Below are 19,730 nucleotides of genomic sequence, written 5' to 3'. Positions count from 1 at the left end.
CCTGGAGGATGGCGCCGTGCCCATCGACAATAATTGGGTGGAAAACCAGATCCGGCCTTGGGCGCTGGGTCGTTCCAACTGGTTGTTTGCCGGATCGCTGCGCAGTGGTCAGCGGGCAGCGGCAGTAATGAGTCTGATCCAATCGGCCAAACTGAACGGACATGATCCCTATGCTTATCTGAAAGATGTACTGGCGCGTCTGCCGACGCAGAAGAACAGTGCCATTGCTGAATTACTGCCTCACAACTGGAGCGGTCCGGTCAACCTGTGATAGCCGGACGCTTACCGTCAATCGACGTGGGAGACTGAGAGCGGACAAAAGCATTCAGATTGATAATGGCTGCCTGGACATGGTTGCTGACCTGAATCGTCCACTGAATCAGCACCTGATCCACCGAAGGATTTAATGTGGCGCGGATATTGTCACTGCGCTCCAGAGTCTGGGGAATGATCTGGTCCTGAATTTTCTGGATTTTTCCCGTAAATCTCTGTCGTTAGGAGCCAGAGTGTTGATGAAAAGAGTGTCCAACTGGTTGCTGGCCGTTTCGATATCTTTATGCTTTTGCAGTGCCGTAAAGTTTTCGTCGGAGAACAGGTCCTTGGCCTGGGAGCTGTAATTCATGTAATCCTGCAACAGTGCAGGGGAAGGTTGTTTCAGATATCGTTCTATCAGATTGGCGCGGGACAGAACGTTTGTGGTCAGAGAGCTGGAAAGTCTTGCGCTGGGTTCGATGACCTTGGCAAAGTGCTCTGCATTGGAATTAATGTCCCGGAGAGTCCAGGTGACAATAACACTGTGTATGAGTACCAGAACCAGAATAATGGCTGGTACCAGACTGAGCTTGAAAATTAGAGAAATGTTGTTTAACCGCATATAAATGTCCGGTGACTTTGCTGGTTAGATTTTCTGTAATCCATTGGATCAGGTGGCCGAGTTGGTTAGTTTCAGTAACAGGTCGTGTATTACCCTGGCTTGGGCGTACAGATCATCCAGTGACGCGGATCCGGATTTATTCGCAGAAGGCGCTGACGAGTTGATCAACAACGCTGTTTTCATACGATGCAGATCGGCCAGGGTGGTCCTGGCGGTATCATAGATATCGGTAACCTGAAGCTCTCCGGTTCTCGGTGAACCCGGAATGATGGCCTCTGTACCCAGGATGCGCTGCAGACGGCCCAGTAGATGCATATCCTGGTACATCACCAAGAGCACATCTCTGACAGTTTTGTTGGATGCCTGAATGCTGGAAGCAGAAGGAACATTAAGGCCTTTGCTGGTCGCTATCAGACGTATTTCCTGCTCAATTCTGCGAATCTGGTGGAGGGTGTCGGCGATGTTGGGTGGCGGGACTAATATCGCCAGCCGGTTAGTCAATAACCATAGATTCTGATAAGCGTCCGCGCCTGATTTTCCCAGTGGACGTTCGACTTCAAAGGCGGCCGGGTCGATATTGTTGGCTACCAGTTCCTTGTCCAGAGCATCAGAGGCTTCTGCCAACAGCTCCATCACATCTTTCGGTCGCAGTGTCTTGAAGGGGAGTTCTTTATCTTCCAGTGAGCTGCTCGGATTTAGGCGCTTGATCTGGTCGTAGACGTCCAGGGATTTTGCATAGAGATGGATGGGGAGCTTGTCCAGAAATACCGGCGGTTCAAAATCGGTAACAGATTTGCCCTTGGCTTTTGTGAGTTCCTGGACCTTTTGGTTCATAGCTTCACTTAGCTGGTACAAATGGTTGTTGTTCACAATGGCTGCATAGCATTGCGATGTCGTCAGAAGTGCCATTATTCCGATCAGGCGAGTGTAGGTAACCAGTTCCTTGGACCATTTTTGTAATAGTTTGTTGGTCATAGGCATAAGACTCTCAACAACAGAGTGGTTGCTTAAATTTTAGTCTAGACACAATCGATGGATGCACAATCAGTACTCTTGCAGACACCCAATAGACCTTCTAAAACTCTATGCCTGTGCGCGATTAAGGGAGCCTCTGAATCAACTGATTCAGTTGGATACTTCATCTGGCCAGTCCTGGCGCCACTGATGGTATACCTCGGTGACGGAAGGATTGGAGGACTCCCTAAATTTATTTATTTTTCATTGTTGTACACCAGTATAGTAGAAAATTTCCTGGTGCCACTGAGCCCTTGTTTTTTGGTACGTTGGAATAGTGCTTTTGGCGCAGGGGATGTCAGTTGATGTTTGCCAGCACTGGATCCAGGACTTCACGGATTTTCGCCAGCAGAAGGGGCTGAGCCTGGGCGTTTGGGTGTATCCCGTCGTTTTGCATCAGGGAACTATCCAGAGCAATGCCATCAAGAAAGAAGGGGATCAGAGGAAGGTTATACTGGGTTGCCAGTTCTTGAAAAAGATTGAAAAATCCTTCGGTATATTGCGGACCATAGTTCGGTGGAATACGCATACCCACCAGAATGGGCTGGCTGTCATGCTCCAATGCCAGTTTAATCATCTGTTCCAGGTTGTTTTTAATGACTTTCAAAGGAAAGCCCCTGAGGCCGTCGTTGCCCCCAAGCTCAATGATGGTAATGTCCGGTTGATGGCTGGTCAGTAGTTGCGGGAGCCGTTGCCGGGCTCCACCTGTCGTCTCTCCTGAAATACTGGCGTTGATAATATCAGCGCTGTGTTCGGAGCTCTGATAGGACTCTTCAAGCAATACGGCCCAGCTGTTCTCGGTAGGAATACCATAACTCGCGCTGAGGCTGTCGCCGACGATCAATACCCTGGTCTGTTTGGCAAGTGAATTGGCCGGCTCGGCCAGCGTACCGGTTTGATCTGCGTAACTGGTCGCAGCGACTGTCAGCAGTATCAGAGCCCATAAAACATGACGACATTTTAATTTCCATAGGTTAAAAAGCCGGATCGGGATTACCTTGATCATGATATGTTTGGGGGCTATATACCGAGCATTCATTGAAATTACAGTCCTGATCAATCTGGTTTGAACGCAAACAGGAAACCGCTGTGAACGACATCTCTGTTAAGAACACTGTGCTATCGACCCGTCAACTTACTAAGTACGTACCCAATGGGGTCGACAGACTGGAAATACTGAAAGGTATCGATTTACAAATCAAGGCCGGTGAGTCCCTGGCAATTGTCGGTCGTTCGGGGTCGGGGAAAACCACACTGTTAAGCATTCTGGCTGGATTGGACATTGCGTCTGGTGGATCTGTCATCATGATGGGGAAGGATCTCGGTTCCCTGAACGAAGACGGCCGCGCGGCGTTGCGTGCCCGACATGTGGGATTCGTCTTCCAGTCTTTTCAACTGGTGCCGACAATGACAGCCCTGGAAAATGTCATGCTTCCCCTGGATCTGAATGGTACTGCCAACAGTCGTGACCGTGCCTTGGACTGGCTGGACAAAGTGGGGCTGAGCGAGCGTCATCACCATTATCCCAGGCAGTTGTCCGGAGGAGAGCAGCAGCGCGTGGCGGTTGCAAGAGCGTTTGTCACACATCCGGCGTTGTTGTTTGCTGACGAGCCCACTGGAAATCTGGATGAGGAAACAGGCCAGATGGTGATGGAGTTATTGTTCAAGCTGAACCGGGAGGAAGGGGCGACATTGGTGCTGGTCACCCATGATACGGATCTTGCCGCCCGTTGTGACAGGGCGTTGATGTTGAATCACGGCCAACTGGATTTGTCATGATGAGTCATCTTATACAATCCTGGCAGTTGTGGTTGCGCGAATGGCGGCAACCATCGTTCCGGTTGCTTTGGATTGCATTGTTTATCGCAGTGGTTACGGTGGCTGCTATCACCGCTTTCACTAGCCGCTTGGGAGCTGTTTTTGATGCAGGAGCCGCCCGTTTCCTGGGAGGGGATCTGGTCGTGGAAAGTTCCCGAACGTTGCCTGAAGACTGGGCCGCGATAGCAACAAGTAATGGTTTGCAAACGGCGACGACATTGGAATTCGCTTCCATGTTGAATGCAAACGAACAGATGCAGCTGGTATCGATCAAGGCAGTGGATGCAGGTTATCCGTTAAAAGGTGAGATCAGTGTCTCCCGGGAGAAATCCGTTGTATCGGACATTGCTGCCAATGACCTGGAGGTTCTGAATTCAGGACCTGCCTCTGGAGAGGTCTGGTTAGCGCCGCGGTTGTTTAAGTTATTTGGGGTGGCCCTCGGGGATTTGGTCACGATCGGGCGTGCGGAATTCAAAGTTGGTGCTTTGCTCTATAAAGAGCCTGATCCAAGTTTTTCGCTGGTCAATGTAGCGCCCAGGGTGATGATGCATTTCAGTGATGTGGCGAAAACCGGTGTGGTCCAGCCCGGCAGCCGACTCAAGTACCGGCTGTTGTTGGCTGGGGACGAGTCGGCGCTTGGCGTGTTTAGTGAAGCTGTTGAACCCGAATTGACCGCATCGCAAAGGCTCATTGCTGCACGGGAAGGGCGTCCGGCGGTATCCAATGCGGTGCAGCGCGCGGAACGCTATCTGTTATTGGGTGGCGTGCTAGGCGTGTTGCTGGCTGCCGTGGCGCTGACAATTACGGCTCAATTTTATGCCCAGCAGCAAAAAGACACGGTGGCGTTATTAAAAACCCTGGGATTCAGGACCGGACAACTATTGCGCCGGTTTGCCGTGTTCCTGGGTATTTCAGCCATCACCGCCACAGTGGCCGGTTTGTCGGTGGGATGGGCAGCCGAGCGTTGGGTGGCTTGGGCATTAAGGGATCTGTTGCCGCCGTTATCCGGTAGCTTGCCGTTGACCTGGATCTGGTTGCCGATAATCACTTTAATGATTGTTCTGGTGAGCTTTGCCTGGCCGATTTTTCTCGGCCTTTCCAAGGAGCCACCTATGATCATTCTCAGGCAAGGGGCGGCAAGTCAGGAAATGCAACGCTTGCTGGGCTTCTCCCCACTGCGTTTGTTGATCGCGGCACTTGGGTTTGGTGGATTGCTCTGGCTATATAGCGGGGAGTTCATGATCGTGCTCACCGTGCTGATTGGTCTGGCCGGGATGATTGTCGTCGCATCCATGTTAATGAAGCTATGGCTGAAGTTGAGCCCCCCAACCAAGACCCTGGTTCCGGGAGCGTTACGTTACGGTGCAGAGCAATTGAAAAGACGACCCTGGGCGACGGTGCCGCATATTCTGGCCCTGGGGAGCGCCTGGTCACTGTTGCTGACACTCTTCCTGATACGCACAGAGCTGATAGATAACTGGCAGGCTCAGGTACCAGAAGACGCGCCGAATCATTTCCTGATCAACATTGCGCCCTACGAGGTGGAACCAATGGAAGAGGTTTTGGCGGCGGCAGGGGTAGATACAGCACCGTTATATCCCATGGTTCGGGGGCGATTGACGGAAATTAATGATCAGCCGGTGAAAACCGTGGTGAGCATGGAGAATATCGGCGCACTAAACCGGGAGCTGAATCTGACCTGGATGGACGAACTTCCCGGAGATAACCGAATACTGGAAGGCCAATGGTGGGACAAAGAAGGGGAGGAAGCAGAAACCTCCCTTTTACCTGGAGTGTCAGTGGAGAGCCGGTTAGCTGAAAGGCTAGGGCTCAGGCTCGGGGACAAGTTGACATTTACCATCGGCGCTGAGCCAATTGAGTCTAAAGTACAGAGTATACGAAGCGTTCAGTGGGACAGCTTGAAGCCGAATTTTTACATGGTGTTTCCGACTGGTGCCCTGGACAGATTCTCAGCAACCTATCTGACCAGTGCCTATATTGCCGGATCACAGGCGCCCGTGGTAAACGAAATCAACCGACGCTTCCCTACCGTATCAGTGTTGGAGCTTGACCAGTTTGTCGTGAAGGTCAGGGAGGTGATTACCCAGGTGACTCTGGCGATAGAAGCCTTGTTGGTGCTGATATTTGCTGCAGCCTTGCTCGTGGTCGCTTCTCTGTTGGCCAGGGAGGTGCCGGTCAGACGTGCGGAGACAGCGCTGTATCGAGCTCTGGGGGCGCATCGTAAAGTCGTTGTTGGTGCAGTATGGGGAGAGTTTGCTTTGATAGGCGGTATGGCAGGTACCTTGGGATTGATGGTTGCCGAGTTGGTTGCTGGATTTTTGCAACATCGGCTATTTGAGATGCCATTCAGTCCTCACTGGCTGTTGTGGGTGGCAGTGCCGCTGGCGAGTGCTCTTTCGACCGCTTTTTATGCCTACTGGAGGCTTCAGGATGTGCTGAAGGCGCCACCTCATGGCACATTGCAGTCCGGGTTTGTCGAGTGACTCCCCAGTATTTGGAGCGCTATGCGGAAGAGGAAGCCGCTCATTTAAGGCGATATAGCGACCATTTCCAGGGGCTTGTTTATGATAATGTTCTGGTGGTTCCTGCTTATGCGGAATCGCTTGATGATCTGGTGAAGGTGACCAGTCGAGTTTGCCAGCGCTTTCCGAACACAGAATTTTTGCAAGTCTGGATCATCAACGCGCCGGATCGGGCTGATGTACACCATTTAAGTCAAACCAAGATGTGCTGGGAAGCTTGTATTGCCCAGTCAGATCTGGTCGCCTCGTTTGCCAATATGGCGTTGAGACGATTTGTTTTTGGGGATGTATTGTTGGTGGATCGCTTTAGTGCTGGCCGGACCATTCCTGCCAGGCAAGGCGTAGGTCTGGCACGGAAGGTTGCAGGGGATTGTGCCTTGGTATTATGTCATCTTGGCGTTATTCAATCGGATTGGCTTCATTATACGGACGCAGACGCTCTGTTGCCCGATAACTATTTTCAACAAACCGCAGTGTTGCCTGTCGACTATTCTGCCGTGGTGTACTCGCATGTCCATCGGGAGGAGGGCGATGACCGCCAGAAATCGGTAATGCGGCAGTACCAGATAAAACTGGACCAGCATGTTGAGGGACTTCGCAGAGCTGGATCGCCTCATGCATACCATAGTATTGGCAGCACGATCGCCAGCACCTTCGACGCCTATATGAAGGTCAGGGGGATGCCGCTCAAGCCTGGTGGAGAGGATTTTTATTTCCTGAACAAACTGGCTAAAATCAAACCGATACTATCATTGGATGGTGATCCTATAGAGCTCAGCGGCAGGGTGAGTATGCGAGTGCCCTTTGGTACTGGCCCGGCATTGAGATCGGCTCTTGCTAACGAAGCTGCTCGTGATAGCAGGGCGGCCCCTGAAAAGAAGGGGGCTTCTGAGAACGCGGCGCGAACAATGCAGGGAGAGATATCAAGAGGCATTGAGGTCTATCATCCGGATATCTATTGCTTACTGGCCATAATGCTGGCTCATCTATCCGAGTTCTGGCGATCGCGAGCTGATTTGGCGCCATCACTTCAACATCTGTCAGTGTCCTGGGGCAAGATTCTTGAGAAGTATGAACTGTCGCCTGACTTGCCGGAACTTTGGTATGAAGAGCAGGAGTTAATGAATCGTGTGGAGAGCTTGCTGCGCCACTCGGCTGATGAGTTATCCTTTCAAAGGCATTTTCACTGTTGGTTTGATGCTTTTAAAACATTGAAATTCATTCACTGGTGGCGGGATCGGGGCTTGGCGAGTCTGTCGGTGGAATCAATCATGCGTCGATCAGACTGAATAATGTTGCATGACAGAGTTACAGAATAGTAGAAGGTAAAAGTCATCATGCCTGAGCCTGGCGCATTTCTTCACCCGGAAGAGTGTCTGACTCCCTGGGAGTATGCGGTTAATCCGGAAGTTACACTGCGTGGGTGGCGATCTAAGCCTACCGGAAAGCCGGTCATCCACTTTATGCATGGCAATGGCTATAGTGGACTGACCTACTGGCCGCTGTTATCCCGACTAGCCACTCACTTTGATCTTTTTCTTCATGATGTATTAGGGCATGGAGACAGTGATCCAGGATCAATGAACTGGGGGTGGAACAAAAATGCCGATCTGGCTCATCAGGTCTGGAATCAGTTTCTTCCCGAATACCGAGCACTGGGCCAGGAAAAGCTGATTGGTGCCGGGCACAGTATGGGCGGTGTGAATACTATTTTGTGGGCTGGCCGCCACCCGGAAGTTTTTTCCAGGCTGATCCTATTGGACCCGATCATCTTTACGTCAAAAATCTTGCTTTCTGTTCGCCTGTCAGAAGTTTTGCGTATTCGCCGAAGTAACCCTCTTGCTGAAAAAACGTTTCGGCGTCGAAACGAATGGGCAGATGAGCAGGAAGCCATTGCGTATTTTACCGGCCGCGGCATGTTCAAAGGCTGGCAGCCAGAGGCGATCCAGGCCTATGTGCAATATGCGCTGGCAGAAGATCAGTTGGGCAGTTTACGTTTGAAATGCCCACCTCAGCGAGAGGCTGAGAACTTCAACCTTTTACCAAAAAAAATATGGGCTGCCATTCGTCGTATTCTGGTGCCAACGCGAATCCTGTATGGAAAAAATACTTATCCGTTTGTGGTTGACTCCCTCAACAAGGCTGCCAGATTGAATGCCCACTTTAGCGTAACCTCTCATCCGGGAGGGCACTGTTTTATGCAGGAATACCCGGACTCCACATACGATTGGATATTGCAGGCTGTCCAGGATTCTGCATAGACCGCAGAAGCTTTGAAACTGCTCGTCGATCGACATGTCCATTATGGTTGGCAGCTAGAGTTTACCGTAGTTTGGTTCAGGCGTTCTCCCCGATACAAAAGAAGAGCAGCGCCCAGGACCGTCGCAAGCACTATCCAGGAGGCGACAACAACACCGTTCCATCCAAAATGCTGCCAGAACGGATCAAGATAAAAGCTTCCTGTGCTGGCTCCCAGATAATAGAAGGCTAGATAAAGTGAGGTTGCGCTGGCTTTGGCTTTGATGGCGGTCCGGTTAACCAGGCTGTTGGCAGATGAATGGGCCAGAAAGAATCCAAAGCAATTGATCAGCAACCCAAGAATGATGGTGGGTAGCGTTGGAATCAGGGTAACCGCCGTTCCCAGCATCAATATCAGGGTGCCTCCGGCAATACATAATGGCTGTGAGAATCGTTTGGCAATCTTGCCGGAAATAGCCGACCCAAAGGTGCCTGTGAGATAGGTCAGAAATAGCAGGCCGATGTACTTGGAAGAGAGGTTAAAGGGAGCGTCCTCCAGAACAAATGCAATGTAGCTGTATTGGTTGATGAATATGAAGAAGTTCAGTCCGCCAATCAGAAAACAGGTGAAAAGTATCGGATGCCGCAGGTGATCTCTCAGATTGCCCAGCATATTACCCAAATTTAGGGGCTTGGGGGTGAAGTGGCGCGGACGGGGAATCAAAAACGCGAAGGCGATCAGGCAGACAAGGCTGATGCACCCCATCACACCGAAGGTCCACGAAAGCCCCATCCATTCTCCGGCGAATCCCCCGATGAGCCGACCGCCGATGCCGCCGATGGTGTTGCCACTGATGTAGAGCCCAACAGCGACAACCACTGCTTGCGGATGGTATTCGTCACCAAGATAGGCGATCGCAATGGCAGGTAATCCCCCCAGGAAGAATCCCTGTAATGCGCGAAGCAACATTAATTCCTGGAAGCTATCAACTTGTGCCAGCATAAACGTGGTGATGGTGGCGCCAGCCATGGTGAGCAGGGTAATGCTTTTACGCCCCAGAGCATCCGATACCGGTCCATAGATAAGTAGTGAAAAACCCAGCATCAGGGTACAGACTGTAACGCTTGTGCTCACCTGCAGTGTAGAAAGTTCAAATTCCTGGGCGATGACGGGTAGTAAAGGCTGGGGCATCCAGACGTTTGCGAACACCATGAAACTGGCGATACACATTGCCAGTGCGCCTTGCCAGAATGGCCGGCTTCCTGATTCGATCACCTGATCCTCCCCTGGTGAACCTCTGTAAATGGCTGGAATCTGGACTATACGGATATGTCTTGTATCAATAAAATATATTCATGTTATCGAAATAATAAGCAGCTCTTATGGATCTGAAACCTCTGAGATATTTTCTGGAAGTGGCGCGTCAGTCTGGTTTTACCAGAGCCGCTGAAGTGCTGGGTATTGCTCAGCCGGCTGTCAGTATGGCGGTACGAAAACTGGAACAGGATCTGGGGCTGGTACTGTTTCACCGGGCTGATAGAAAGATTTGTCTCACCGATGAAGGCGAACGCCTGCTCCAGCATGCTGAGAAAATTGTTCAGGCTGTCGACGATGCTGAGTTGGAGATGCGTGAGCTTACCGGGCTCAATAAAGGTGAGGTTAGAGTTGGTGTGCCGAGCATGCTGGGCTCCTATTACTTCCCGCCGATACTGATGGCGTTTCGTCATCGTCATCCAACTTTGAACCTTGAGGTCATCGAAGGTGGTACCTGGCAACTGCAGCAGATGCTGGAACAGGGCAAACTGGATCTGGGGGTGATTGTGGCTGAATCTGTTCCTGATGTATTGGAAGCGCGGCCCATCCTGAGGGAGGAAATGCTGGTAACGGTGGATCAGAGTCACCCCTTTGCACAGATGGAAAAAATCACGGCTGAACAATTCTTCGGCGAAGAGCTGGTCATGTTTAAGGAAGGCTATTTTCACCGCAAGGTGGTGGATCGTCTGGCTAAAGATACTGGTCAGACACCTAATATTGGGTTTGAAACCAATCTGATTCCTCTGATCAAATCGATTATCAAGCAGGGTTTTGGTATTTCCACACTACTGGCCATGGTGGTGGCGGAAGATCAGGATCTTGTCACCCGCTCCTTTGATCCGCCAATATGGCTTGATCTCAATATCGCATGGAGAAAGGATGGATATCTTTCTAAAGCTAACAGGACGTTTTTGGAATTTCTTCTGTCTCAAACAGAATTGTCTTCATGAAATAAGCAGTTTCCGAAGCATTCGGGAAGTCACTACAGACTGCACCATAATGACTCACTAGACTAAGTTACTGAATTCTTGAATAAACCAATGGATACCATCAGTGGACTGGAAAATAGAAAAAGGGTCGAAACGCGTTGTTCATTCCAGTGGAATGACTTTGGGCTTCTATTCTTTTGCCGGAGAGTTAAGAGAACTGATGCCGGATAATATTCCGGAAGATCTCAGTGCCCGGGAAGTCTCGCGTCTGGTGCAGGCGGGCAAAAATCAGATTGCCCATCACTTCGGGCTTGCGCTGAATGATAAACGGGTTCATGTGATTCTGTAAGATAAGTAATTAATAAAAAAGGAGGTTTAACCTCCTTTTTTATTTTTGCCATCTTATTGAAGACGATACGCTTCTATTCGGGTAGTTAAGCGGTTTTCTTTGCTGCCCAGAGCTCGCGTGGCCAGCTGGCTTAATTGTGGTTTGGACTTGCCTCCAGCTTTTATTGGGCCAAAGGTCACGGACTCTTTCTTGAGTATCCAGCCGGCGTTGTTGACCAGTGTGACTTCCACTGTTACACGAGCCATCGGCAGTGCACTTCGGTTATGTAGCGCCAGATAGCTGCGTTGGCGTTTATCAGCCAGTTGTTCGACCACCAGATATTTATCAGGGTTTCGTGGCAAATCCAGTTTTGAATATTGCTGTTTGGCTTCCTGGCCAATTGTTCCTGTGCCTTGCGCGGCATTCTCATAAAAGCCCAAAGCGGCTTCCTGGTTATTCCGGCCTTCTTCGATATTGCCGAGCGCAAGATAGGCGACAGATGTGGGTAGTAGATCATTGGCCTTTTTCAGGTCTGCAACGGCTTCGTTGGTATCACCTGAATCTTTGTTCAGCAGGCCTCTCTTTAGATAATTGGCAAAATATTCCGGGTTCAGTCTAACTGCCTGATTGTAGCTTTCCTCAGCCTTTCTATTGTCACCTCTGGCTTTATAGATGTCGCCCTTGAGTGAATAGAATAGTGCTTCATCTGGTTCAATTTTGATGGCCTGGTCAGCTTTCAACATGGCACCGGCATAATCTTTTTTCTCCAGGAGCTTCAGCCCACTTTCATAGGCTTCATAAGCTGGGACAGAGCGCCGCAGGCGAGCTGTGGCCTCGCTGAATTCTTGACGTCCACGAAAGGTGGGGGAGGGAAGGGATTGCGCAGTCTTCTGATTTGCCAGCACTCGTTCTGGAGAGGGAGGGTGTGAGGCGAACAATCCTTCCACCCAGCTTTGGGAGCGTCCCTCAGATAATTTAACAAAAAGCTTCTGCAGTTCTACTGCCGCCTGAGGGTCGTAACCGGCTTTCACCATATACTGCATACCATAATGATCTGATTCCAGTTCATGATCTCTGCCATATTTGGCGACTGCCAGCGAGGCTCCCAGAGCCGCTCCTCCGACAATCAGGTCTTTGTAATCTGTATCCAGCGCCATGCCGAGCCCGGCAACAGTCGCTGAAATAAGCAGATTCGATTGCAGGCGTTTGGCGCTGTGTCTGGCGGCGGCATGGACAATTTCGTGACCAAGTACGGCAGCCAGTTGGGCTTCATCCTCGAGCTTGACCAGCAAACCCCGGTTGAGGGCTATCTTCCCGGATGGCAGCGCCCAGGCATTGGGGACGGAATTGTTCAGGACCACAAATTCGTAAGGCAGGTCCGGGCGGTCACTGACCTCAGCCAGTTTGCGTCCCACACTTTTGACGTAAAAATTTAATTCAGGGTCTGCCACATATAACCCGCCCTGTGATTGCTGGGCTGGCTCATATTGTTCGGCGCCGATGGTAAACTCCTGTTGTTCACTGATCAACATGAGTTCGCGCTTTCCGGTGACGGGGTTGACTGAGCATCCCGCCAAGGTTACCGCCAGAATCAGGCTTGTGAGCCACTGTAGTGCCCTGATAACAGGCAATTTAATGGGGAAAATACTGCTCATGTCAGATAACTCTATCCTCTTCATGACTTCTTGTACTGTTTCGATCAAAATAGGCGGCCATCAACAGCAGGAAGTTTAACCGCCCTCTATACTTTACTTTTTAGTGTAAAAGCCGAGTTGGTATCAATGCAGACTTATTACTGATAAGACGTATAGATACCTCAATGATTTCCAGGCTCATCCTGATATCCGCATACGGCGTTCCTGTTATTCGGAATTATGCATAATTACGGGTTTTCCGAATCTAACCAGTAATTGAAAATCAAGGGGCTGGTGTCAGCGGTTTATATTTACCGTCGCCGTTAATGGTAACAGAACCAATCGTAATGAATAGTGATGAGACGTTATGGAAGTACTTGATCTGATTGCACTGGTCTGGTTTTTCGTGTGTACCGTGGGATATACCCATGGGTCAAACTATTGGGCACGGACTCGTCCTTGTTTGTCCAATACGCTGGACCTGTATCGAGGGGATTGGATGCGTCGAATGTTGATGCGTGATGCCCGAATTGCTGATGCCTCAGTGGTTGGTAATCTCGAGCGAAACGGGGCCTTTTTCGCGTCCAGTAGTCTGCTCATCCTGGCCGGTCTTCTGACAGCACTGGGTTATACCGATACCGCTATGTCGGTGTTTGCGGAAGTGCCCTGGATTGCTGCGGCCAACAAAGCGATGTGGGAATTGAAGCTGGTATTGCTATGCGCTGTATTCGTCTATTCATTTTTTAAATTCACCTGGTCTATGCGTCAGTATAATTTTTGTTCTGTTCTGGTGGGGAGTGCCCCAATGACTTTTGAGGATAAAGTCAGTTCCGGTGCACGGGAAGCGCTAGCCTCCAATGCCACAAGGATCGCGAACCTGGCCGGAGACGCCTTTAACCTCGGCCTGCGCTCCTATTATTACAGCATGGCGGTGCTGACCTGGTTTATACATCCTGTATTGTTTATGTTTGTTACCACAGTCGTGGTGCTGGTTTTATATCATCGGGAATTCAGATCAAGAGCTTTGAAGGCGTTGAGAGCCGGGAAATCTTTTGATGATTCTGCCAAGTCGGACTGAGCCTGCCTGAGCCGGCTACTTGGTTTTACTGAATATCACTGATCCGTCCATTTGTGAGGTCTTATGCCGCAGTATGAAGTCTGGACCAACGACTCGCTACGTTTGGGGTATGTTGAACGATTTATAGGGAGCCTGAAGCAGTGTCAGGAGTTGGGAATATCGCCTGTCTGTGCCAGTACCCAGGGCCTTGAGCTGGAGCTTCCTTACCATCAGAAAATTGTCGGGAATCTGGATACCGGGGTCATTCACGGTGGAGCGATTACGACGCTGATGGATACAGCTTCAGGGGCAAGTGTCCTCTGTTGTTTACCTGAGCTTGAGTTGTGTCCAACCCTGGATTTGCGTGTGGACTACATGAGACCGGCAGAACCTGGAAAGTCAGTCTATGCCAGAGCGACCTGTTACCGGGTGACCAATACAATTATCTTTACCCGGTGTGAGGCTTTTCAGCGAGACCCGGATATCTCTGTGGCCCAATGTGTGGCGACGTTTATGAGGATTGGTCGCCAAGCGTCCCCCGATTGGTTCTGGAAGCAGATTGAGGGGGCGGATGATGAGTCAAAAAGGGGGCGTGATGAATAATCTGCAAAGTCTGGTTCAGAAAGCCCATCAATCTGGTGACTATAATCAACTCCTGGAAACCATTCCGTATGCCCAGACGCTAGGAGTACGCTGCGAGCGGTTTGGGAATGAAGTGGTTTTTGTGTTGCCGAAACGTGATCAAAATCTTGGGAATCCCATATTGCCTGCTATTCATGGTGGAGTGATTGGTGGGTTTATGGAAATTGCAGCGGCCTTTCATTTGGCAATTTTTCTGGAAATTGACGATTTGCCCAGAATTGTAGACTTTTCACTGGATTACCTGCGCGCTGGATTTCATCAGGAGACCTATGCTGAATGTCGTTTGACAAGGCAGGGCAATCGTGTGGCCAATGTTAGTGTCAGTGCCTGGCAGAAAAAAAAGCAGGAGCCCATTGCATTGGCTCGTGCTCACTTTTTGTTGCCAATCAAAGAGCGTTGAGTCGTCTCCAGTCAGAACAGAGTTAAATGGTATCAGGGAAGACCTTGGATTAAGTTGGCTCAGTGATGACGGTCTCAACGGTGCAAATGACTTCTCCCTGATGCAATCGGGTTGTGATTCGTTCGCCCGACTGGGTATGGCTGGCGTCACGGAGAATGTCTCCGGCCTCGTTCCGGGTGATCGAATATCCACGTGCAAGAGTGGCCAATGGGCTGACCCCATCCATGAGTGCGACGGTTTTAGCCAGATGTTGATGTTTCGTTGTGAGATAGGACTGCATGGCCCGATGTAAACGCTGCTGTGTGGTATTCAGATTTTCCCGGCCAAGCTTGATTCTTTTCTCCGGGTGAATAAGGTTCAGTCGGTAGGAGGCGTTGCTCAGCTTGTCTTTCAGGGTTGTGAGTCGTGAATGTAAGTTCCGCTGCAACCGGATTTCAATATCGTCAACACGCTGTGACAGTTCCTGCAGTCGTCGGCCGGGGTGCTTCAAGCGCACTCTGAGTTCATCGGTTCTTTGTTTCTTTTGACGGATCAGGCGACTGATCTGGAACTCCAGCCTGAGCTGGTGCTGGTGAAACCGTTCAAGCCAGTCGCGGAAATCAGGGCTGACTTTCTCGGCAGCGGCAGAGGGCGTTGGCGCTCGCCAGTCTGCGGCCAGGTCTGCAATCGTGAAATCGGTTTCATGGCCTACGGCACTGACGACAGGAATCTGGCTGCCGGCGATGGCGCGTGCTACCACTTCTTCGTTGAAAGCCCACAAGTCTTCCAGTGAGCCGCCGCCTCTGCCAACGATCAGCACATCGCACAGTTGTTCGCGATTTGCCGTCTGAATAGCACGGACTACCGCAGGCGCCGCTTCGACTCCCTGTACCGGGACAGGGAAGATCAACACAGGAATAGAAGGAAAGCGGGATTTAAGGACGCTGAGAACATCCCGGATGGCAGCTCCTGTGGGAGAGGTGACAACGCCGACGCGGGAAGGTAGCCGGGGGATCGGTTTTTTATATTGTTCGTCGAACAGGCCTTCCCTGAGTAACTTGGCTCTCAGTTCTTCGAACGCACGCCTGAGCGCGCCTTCACCTGCTGCCTCCAGGGATTCAACGATCAACTGATATTCGCCGCGGCCTTCATACAAGCTGACTTTGGCGTACAGGGTCACTGCATCACCGCTTTTGGGGCGCTGGCGCAGAAACATGTTTCGGTTGCGAAACATGGCACATCGAACTTGGGCTTTGGCGTCCTTGAGGGTGAAATACCAATGGCCGGAGCTCGGAGCGCTGAAATTGGATATCTCTCCCTCCACAAGCACCTGCATGAAGCTGACTTCCAGAAGATTGCGGGCCTGACGGTTGAGTTCAGATACAGTCAGTGGTCTTTGTGCGGAGTCTGTTCGGGCAGGAATATTGTTCATAAAAAGCCGGATGATGTTTCCTGAAGGATCGGTCTGGGGACTGAATATCGTGGTTTTTTTACATAGAAAACCGGGAAGATCAGGTCGCCTGATGATTATCGTAAACTATCGATTATACAAAGAGTTGGGGCAATTCCTATCCCTTATGGATGAATTCGGTGAATTTCCTGTTGAGCGACAAATTTGAGTGGCCAGATGGCAGGAAATTAAGCTGTCAGCTCAAAAAGTAATCGCTGCCTGACATTTTTCAGGCCTTTGTAGAGAAATTTCGGGACTTTATTTGGATATTAGTGTAGTCCGCAAGTTTACTGACCCTCCATGAAAATTTATAATGGTCCGATTAACTTACCTGAAAGTAAAAAGGCGATTCATATGCTTCGAGTGGCTCAGGAAGCGCTAACGTTTGACGATGTTCTCCTCATTCCCGGATATTCCGAAATTCTCCCAAAAGATGTCTGTCTGAAAACTCAGCTGACCAAACAAATTTCCCTGAATCTTCCGCTGGTTTCCGCTGCAATGGATACCGTAACGGAAGCACGCCTGGCTATTGCTCTGGCTCAGGACGGAGGGATTGGAATTATCCATAAGAATATGACGGTGGAGCAGCAGGCAGCGCAGGTGCGTACCGTCAAGAAATTTGAGAGCGGAGTCGTCAAGGATCCGATTACTGTCACGCCGAATACTACTGTCAGAGAAGTACGGGAAATCACCATGGCTAATAACATCAGCGGATTACCGGTGGTGGATGGCAAGGATCTGGTGGGGATTATTACCGGACGTGACATTCGTTTTGAGAATGATCTGAACAAGAAAGTTTCTGAATTGATGACCTCTAAGGAAAAGCTGGTAACAGCCAAAGAGGGAGCCGATATTGAAACGGTGAAAAATCTTCTGCACCGCCACAGAATTGAAAAAGTACTCGTGGTTAACGATGACTTTGAACTGAAAGGCCTGATTACTCTGAAGGACATCCAGAAGGCTCACGATTTCCCCAATGCCTGTAAAGATGAGCAGGGGCGACTTAGGGTTGGTGCTGCTGTTGGAACCGGCGCCGGAACGGATGAGCGGATTGCTGCGTTGGCGGCGGCAGGAGTGGATGTGGTGGTTGTGGATACGGCGCACGGACATTCCAAAGGTGTGCTGGACCGTATTCGCTGGGTTAAGCAGAACTTCCCTGAAGTACAGGTTATCGGTGGCAATATTGCTACGGCAGAGGCTGCATTGGCTCTGGCAGAAGCCGGTGCTGACGGTGTGAAAGTCGGAATTGGACCTGGCTCGATCTGTACGACTCGTATTGTCGCAGGTATTGGCGTGCCGCAAATTTCCGCCGTTGCCAATGTGGCTGAAGCTTTGAAACCTCACGGAATCCCCTTGATTGCAGATGGCGGTATTCGCTTTTCTGGAGACATCGCCAAAGCGATTGCAGCTGGCGCTTCCGGAGTTATGGTGGGTGGCCTTCTGGCGGGTACTGATGAATCTCCCGGTGAAGTGGAGCTGTTTCAGGGGCGGAGCTATAAGGCCTATCGTGGTATGGGCTCTCTGGGGGCTATGTCGCAAAGCCAGGGTAGCAGTGATCGTTATTTCCAGGATGCCAGCTCAGGTGTTGAAAAGCTGGTGCCGGAAGGTATTGAAGGTCGTGTTGCCAGCAAGGGGCCTCTCACCCAGGTCGTTCACCAACTGATGGGCGGTTTGCGTGCCTCAATGGGGTACACAGGTTGCCGGACCATAGAGGAAATGCGAACGAAGCCGCAGTTTACCCGTATTACCAATGCCGGTATCAGTGAGAGTCACGTCCACGATGTCACCATCACCAAGGAAGCTCCTAACTACAGGGCGGGTTAAGTTATACCGGTTTTTTTGATTATCAGCGGGGCTCCATGGCCCCGTTCTTGTTTTTAACTGAGGAAAGACACGAATGTCCGTAAATATTCATTCTCATCGCATCCTGATTCTGGATTTTGGTTCCCAGTACACGCAGTTGATTGCACGCCGTGTTCGGGAAATTGGGGTTTATTGTGAAATTTATCCCTTTGATATGAGTGAGGAGGATATTCGCGAATTTAATCCCAAGGGGATCATATTGGCAGGCGGGCCGGAATCTGTCGCCGAATTGAATTCACCGCGTGCGCCGGAATGTCTGTTTAGTATGGATCTTCCTCTTCTGGGGATTTGCTATGGGATGCAAACCATGGCAGAGCAGTTGGGCGGCAAGGTGGCTGGTTCTGACAAGCGAGAGTTTGGTTATGCCCAGGTCAAGGTTCGTGAAGCTGGTGGTCTGTTTGAGCATGTAAAAGATCACGTGGATGAGGACGGGGCGCCACTACTGGATGTCTGGATGAGTCATGGCGATAAGGTTATGGTTTTGCCTGAGTATTTTAAGCTGACGGCATCTACTGAAAGCGCCCCGATTGCAGCCATGCAGCACGAGAGCAAACCATGGTTCGGGGTGCAGTTCCATCCTGAGGTTACACATACTTTGCAGGGTTTGCGGATCTTAGAGCGCTTTGTAGTGAATATCTGTGGAAGTGAGCAACTTTGGACTCCAAGCAGGATCATTGAAGATGCTGTGCAGCAGGTGAGAAGCCTGGTGGGGAATGATAAGGTTCTGCTTGCTTTGTCCGGCGGAGTGGATTCATCCGTTGTGGCAGCTCTGCTGCATAAAGCCATTGGCGATCAACTGACCTGTGTATTTGTGGATAATGGTTTGTTGAGGCTCCATGAAGGCGATCAGGTAATGGACATGTTCGCCAAAAACATGGGGATCAAAGTGATTCGTGCCGATGCCCAGGAACAGTTTCTGGGCAAACTTGCCGGTGTCAGTGATCCGGAAGATAAGCGTAAGGTTATCGGGCATACCTTTATTGAAGTATTTGATGCTGAAGCAGCCAGGATCAAAGAGGTCAAATGGCTGGCTCAGGGGACAATCTATCCGGATGTCATCGAGTCTGCGGCCGCTAAAACCGGTAAGGCGCATGTGATTAAGTCGCACCATAACGTGGGCGGTTTGCCTGAAGATATGGAATTGAAGTTGGTTGAGCCGTTACGGGAGCTGTTCAAGGACGAAGTTCGCAAGATTGGCCTTGAGCTCGGACTACCTTATGACATGGTGTATCGTCATCCATTCCCGGGACCTGGTTTGGGTGTGCGAATCCTAGGGGAAGTAAAGAAAGAGTATGCCGATATATTGAGGCAGGCGGACGCTATTTTTATCGAGGAGCTGCACAGAGCAGAGCTGTATCATAAGACCTCGCAGGCGTTTGCTGTATTTTTGCCGGTTAAGTCAGTGGGCGTTGTTGGGGACGCCCGTCGCTATGAGTACGTCGTGGCCTTGAGAGCCGTTGAGACCATTGATTTTATGACGGCCCGTTGGGCGCATTTACCCTATGAGTTGTTGGAAAAGGTATCCAACCGGATTATCAACGAAATAACCGGAATCTCCAGGGTGACTTATGATGTGTCGTCCAAGCCACCTGCTACTATTGAATGGGAATAGCTAGTATTGAATGGGAATAGTTCGAAACATCGCT

The 19,730-nt window shown here is 50.6% G+C and carries 19 protein-coding genes; 12 read left to right on the top strand and 7 right to left on the bottom strand.

The features are described 5' to 3' along the window. A partial coding sequence (locus tag F566_RS0116555) for a transposase domain-containing protein (protein ID WP_020408130.1) occupies nt 1-271 on the top strand: 271 nt, incomplete at its 5' end. Here the strand turns inward: F566_RS0116555 and F566_RS37960 are convergent. The 4 genes from F566_RS37960 to F566_RS0116535 all read right to left on the bottom strand — a co-directional run bounded on the left by F566_RS37960 (nt 261) and on the right by F566_RS0116535 (nt 2,927). Continuing rightward, entirely contained in the window at nt 261-386 is a 126-nt protein-coding gene (locus tag F566_RS37960) for a hypothetical protein (protein ID WP_020408129.1), read from the bottom strand. The two genes, F566_RS0116555 and F566_RS37960, sit on opposite strands and share 11 nt — an antisense overlap. 17 nt (nt 387-403) lie before the next feature. Then, a complete protein-coding gene (locus tag F566_RS0116545) occupies nt 404-874 on the bottom strand; it encodes a hypothetical protein (protein ID WP_020408128.1) in 471 nt (156 codons plus the stop codon). 48 nt (nt 875-922) lie between these two features. Continuing rightward, nucleotides 923-1,849, bottom strand: a complete 927-nt coding sequence (locus tag F566_RS0116540) for a hypothetical protein (protein WP_020408127.1) — start codon at nt 1,847-1,849, stop codon at nt 923-925. A 337-nt stretch (nt 1,850-2,186) separates the two neighbouring features. Continuing rightward, nucleotides 2,187-2,927, bottom strand: coding sequence for an arylesterase (locus F566_RS0116535; protein WP_020408126.1), 741 nt, complete (start codon nt 2,925-2,927; stop codon nt 2,187-2,189). A gap of 50 nt (nt 2,928-2,977) precedes the next feature. On the opposite strand from F566_RS0116535, the gene F566_RS0116530 reads away from it, so the two are divergent. The 4 genes from F566_RS0116530 to F566_RS33170 are packed head-to-tail and all read left to right on the top strand — an operon-like array spanning nt 2,978 to nt 8,510. Next, nucleotides 2,978-3,667: an ABC transporter ATP-binding protein gene (locus F566_RS0116530; protein ID WP_020408125.1), complete on the top strand. Its 690-nt coding sequence runs from the start codon at nt 2,978-2,980 to the stop codon at nt 3,665-3,667. Next, nucleotides 3,664-6,210, top strand: coding sequence for an ABC transporter permease (locus tag F566_RS0116525; RefSeq protein ID WP_245555262.1), 2,547 nt, complete (start codon nt 3,664-3,666; stop codon nt 6,208-6,210). The genes F566_RS0116530 and F566_RS0116525 overlap by 4 nt, the downstream gene beginning before the upstream one ends. Then, nucleotides 6,207-7,538 carry a hypothetical protein gene (locus tag F566_RS35550; RefSeq protein WP_020408123.1) on the top strand — a complete coding sequence of 444 codons (1,332 nt, stop codon included), beginning with the start codon at nt 6,207-6,209 and terminating at the stop codon, nt 7,536-7,538. Before F566_RS0116525 ends, F566_RS35550 begins: the two co-directional genes overlap by 4 nt. A 48-nt stretch (nt 7,539-7,586) precedes the next feature. Further along, the gene (locus F566_RS33170) at nt 7,587-8,510 is read left to right on the top strand and encodes an alpha/beta fold hydrolase (RefSeq protein WP_020408122.1); all 924 of its coding nucleotides are present in this window, start codon (nt 7,587-7,589) and stop codon (nt 8,508-8,510) included. 41 nt (nt 8,511-8,551) lie between these two features. Here the strand turns inward: F566_RS33170 and F566_RS0116510 are convergent, their stop codons facing one another. Then, entirely contained in the window at nt 8,552-9,763 is a 1,212-nt protein-coding gene (locus F566_RS0116510; RefSeq protein ID WP_020408121.1) for an MFS transporter, read from the bottom strand. 107 nt (nt 9,764-9,870) lie between these two features. Here F566_RS0116510 and F566_RS0116505 point away from each other — a divergent pair, with 107 nt between their 5' ends. Together F566_RS0116505 and F566_RS0116500 are read left to right on the top strand one after the other, a co-directional pair. Continuing rightward, nucleotides 9,871-10,752: a LysR family transcriptional regulator gene (locus tag F566_RS0116505; protein ID WP_020408120.1), complete on the top strand. Its 882-nt coding sequence runs from the start codon at nt 9,871-9,873 to the stop codon at nt 10,750-10,752. A gap of 103 nt (nt 10,753-10,855) precedes the next feature. Next, a complete protein-coding gene (locus F566_RS0116500; protein ID WP_020408119.1) occupies nt 10,856-11,080 on the top strand; it encodes a hypothetical protein in 225 nt (74 codons plus the stop codon). Nucleotides 11,081-11,133: 53 nt separating this feature from the next. Here F566_RS0116500 and F566_RS33165 read toward each other — a convergent pair whose 3' ends face one another. After that, a complete protein-coding gene (locus F566_RS33165; protein WP_020408118.1) occupies nt 11,134-12,714 on the bottom strand; it encodes a M48 family metalloprotease in 1,581 nt (526 codons plus the stop codon). A 346-nt stretch (nt 12,715-13,060) separates the two neighbouring features. Between F566_RS33165 and F566_RS0116490 the strand changes: the two genes are divergently transcribed. The 3 genes from F566_RS0116490 to F566_RS0116480 all read left to right on the top strand — a co-directional run bounded on the left by F566_RS0116490 (nt 13,061) and on the right by F566_RS0116480 (nt 14,792). Continuing rightward, nucleotides 13,061-13,771, top strand: a complete 711-nt coding sequence (locus F566_RS0116490) for a DUF599 domain-containing protein (protein WP_020408117.1) — start codon at nt 13,061-13,063, stop codon at nt 13,769-13,771. A 63-nt stretch (nt 13,772-13,834) separates the two neighbouring features. Beyond that, the gene (locus F566_RS0116485; protein WP_020408116.1) at nt 13,835-14,353 is read left to right on the top strand and encodes a PaaI family thioesterase; all 519 of its coding nucleotides are present in this window, start codon (nt 13,835-13,837) and stop codon (nt 14,351-14,353) included. After that, nucleotides 14,346-14,792 (top strand): PaaI family thioesterase, encoded by a 447-nt coding sequence (locus F566_RS0116480; protein WP_020408115.1) that lies wholly within the window; start codon nt 14,346-14,348, stop codon nt 14,790-14,792. Before F566_RS0116485 ends, F566_RS0116480 begins: the two co-directional genes overlap by 8 nt. A 49-nt stretch (nt 14,793-14,841) precedes the next feature. Here F566_RS0116480 and xseA read toward each other — a convergent pair whose 3' ends face one another. After that, a complete protein-coding gene (xseA, locus tag F566_RS0116475; protein ID WP_020408114.1) occupies nt 14,842-16,203 on the bottom strand; it encodes an exodeoxyribonuclease VII large subunit in 1,362 nt (453 codons plus the stop codon). Nucleotides 16,204-16,575: 372 nt separating this feature from the next. Between xseA and guaB the strand changes: the two genes are divergently transcribed. After that, a complete protein-coding gene (gene guaB, locus F566_RS0116465; RefSeq protein WP_026180059.1) occupies nt 16,576-18,045 on the top strand; it encodes an IMP dehydrogenase in 1,470 nt (489 codons plus the stop codon). Nucleotides 18,046-18,118: 73 nt separating this feature from the next. After that, nucleotides 18,119-19,696 carry a glutamine-hydrolyzing GMP synthase gene (guaA, locus tag F566_RS0116460; RefSeq protein ID WP_020408111.1) on the top strand — a complete coding sequence of 526 codons (1,578 nt, stop codon included), beginning with the start codon at nt 18,119-18,121 and terminating at the stop codon, nt 19,694-19,696. Nucleotides 19,697-19,730 lie beyond the last annotated feature (34 nt).

The sequence above is a fragment of the Hahella ganghwensis DSM 17046 genome, from assembly GCF_000376785.1.
Classification (GTDB): Bacteria; Pseudomonadota; Gammaproteobacteria; order Pseudomonadales; family Oleiphilaceae; genus Hahella; species Hahella ganghwensis.
Note: the sequence above shows the minus strand (reverse complement) of the source record. Positions and strands in the feature narration are given on the sequence as shown.

Coding starts and splice junctions, on each gene's coding strand:
- F566_RS0116545 (WP_020408128.1), bottom strand. CDS start 874: ATGCGGTTAAACAACATTTCTCTAATTTTCAAGCTCAGTCTGGTACCA.
- F566_RS0116540 (WP_020408127.1), bottom strand. CDS start 1,849: ATGACCAACAAACTATTACAAAAATGGTCCAAGGAACTGGTTACCTAC.
- F566_RS0116535 (WP_020408126.1), bottom strand. CDS start 2,927: ATGAATGCTCGGTATATAGCCCCCAAACATATCATGATCAAGGTAATC.
- F566_RS0116525 (WP_245555262.1), top strand. CDS start 3,664: ATGATGAGTCATCTTATACAATCCTGGCAGTTGTGGTTGCGCGAATGG.
- F566_RS33170 (WP_020408122.1), top strand. CDS start 7,587: ATGCCTGAGCCTGGCGCATTTCTTCACCCGGAAGAGTGTCTGACTCCC.
- F566_RS0116505 (WP_020408120.1), top strand. CDS start 9,871: ATGGATCTGAAACCTCTGAGATATTTTCTGGAAGTGGCGCGTCAGTCT.
- F566_RS33165 (WP_020408118.1), bottom strand. CDS start 12,714: ATGAGCAGTATTTTCCCCATTAAATTGCCTGTTATCAGGGCACTACAG.
- F566_RS0116490 (WP_020408117.1), top strand. CDS start 13,061: ATGGAAGTACTTGATCTGATTGCACTGGTCTGGTTTTTCGTGTGTACC.
- F566_RS0116485 (WP_020408116.1), top strand. CDS start 13,835: ATGCCGCAGTATGAAGTCTGGACCAACGACTCGCTACGTTTGGGGTAT.
- F566_RS0116480 (WP_020408115.1), top strand. CDS start 14,346: ATGAATAATCTGCAAAGTCTGGTTCAGAAAGCCCATCAATCTGGTGAC.
- xseA (WP_020408114.1), bottom strand. CDS start 16,203: ATGAACAATATTCCTGCCCGAACAGACTCCGCACAAAGACCACTGACT.
- guaB (WP_026180059.1), top strand. CDS start 16,576: ATGCTTCGAGTGGCTCAGGAAGCGCTAACGTTTGACGATGTTCTCCTC.
- guaA (WP_020408111.1), top strand. CDS start 18,119: ATGTCCGTAAATATTCATTCTCATCGCATCCTGATTCTGGATTTTGGT.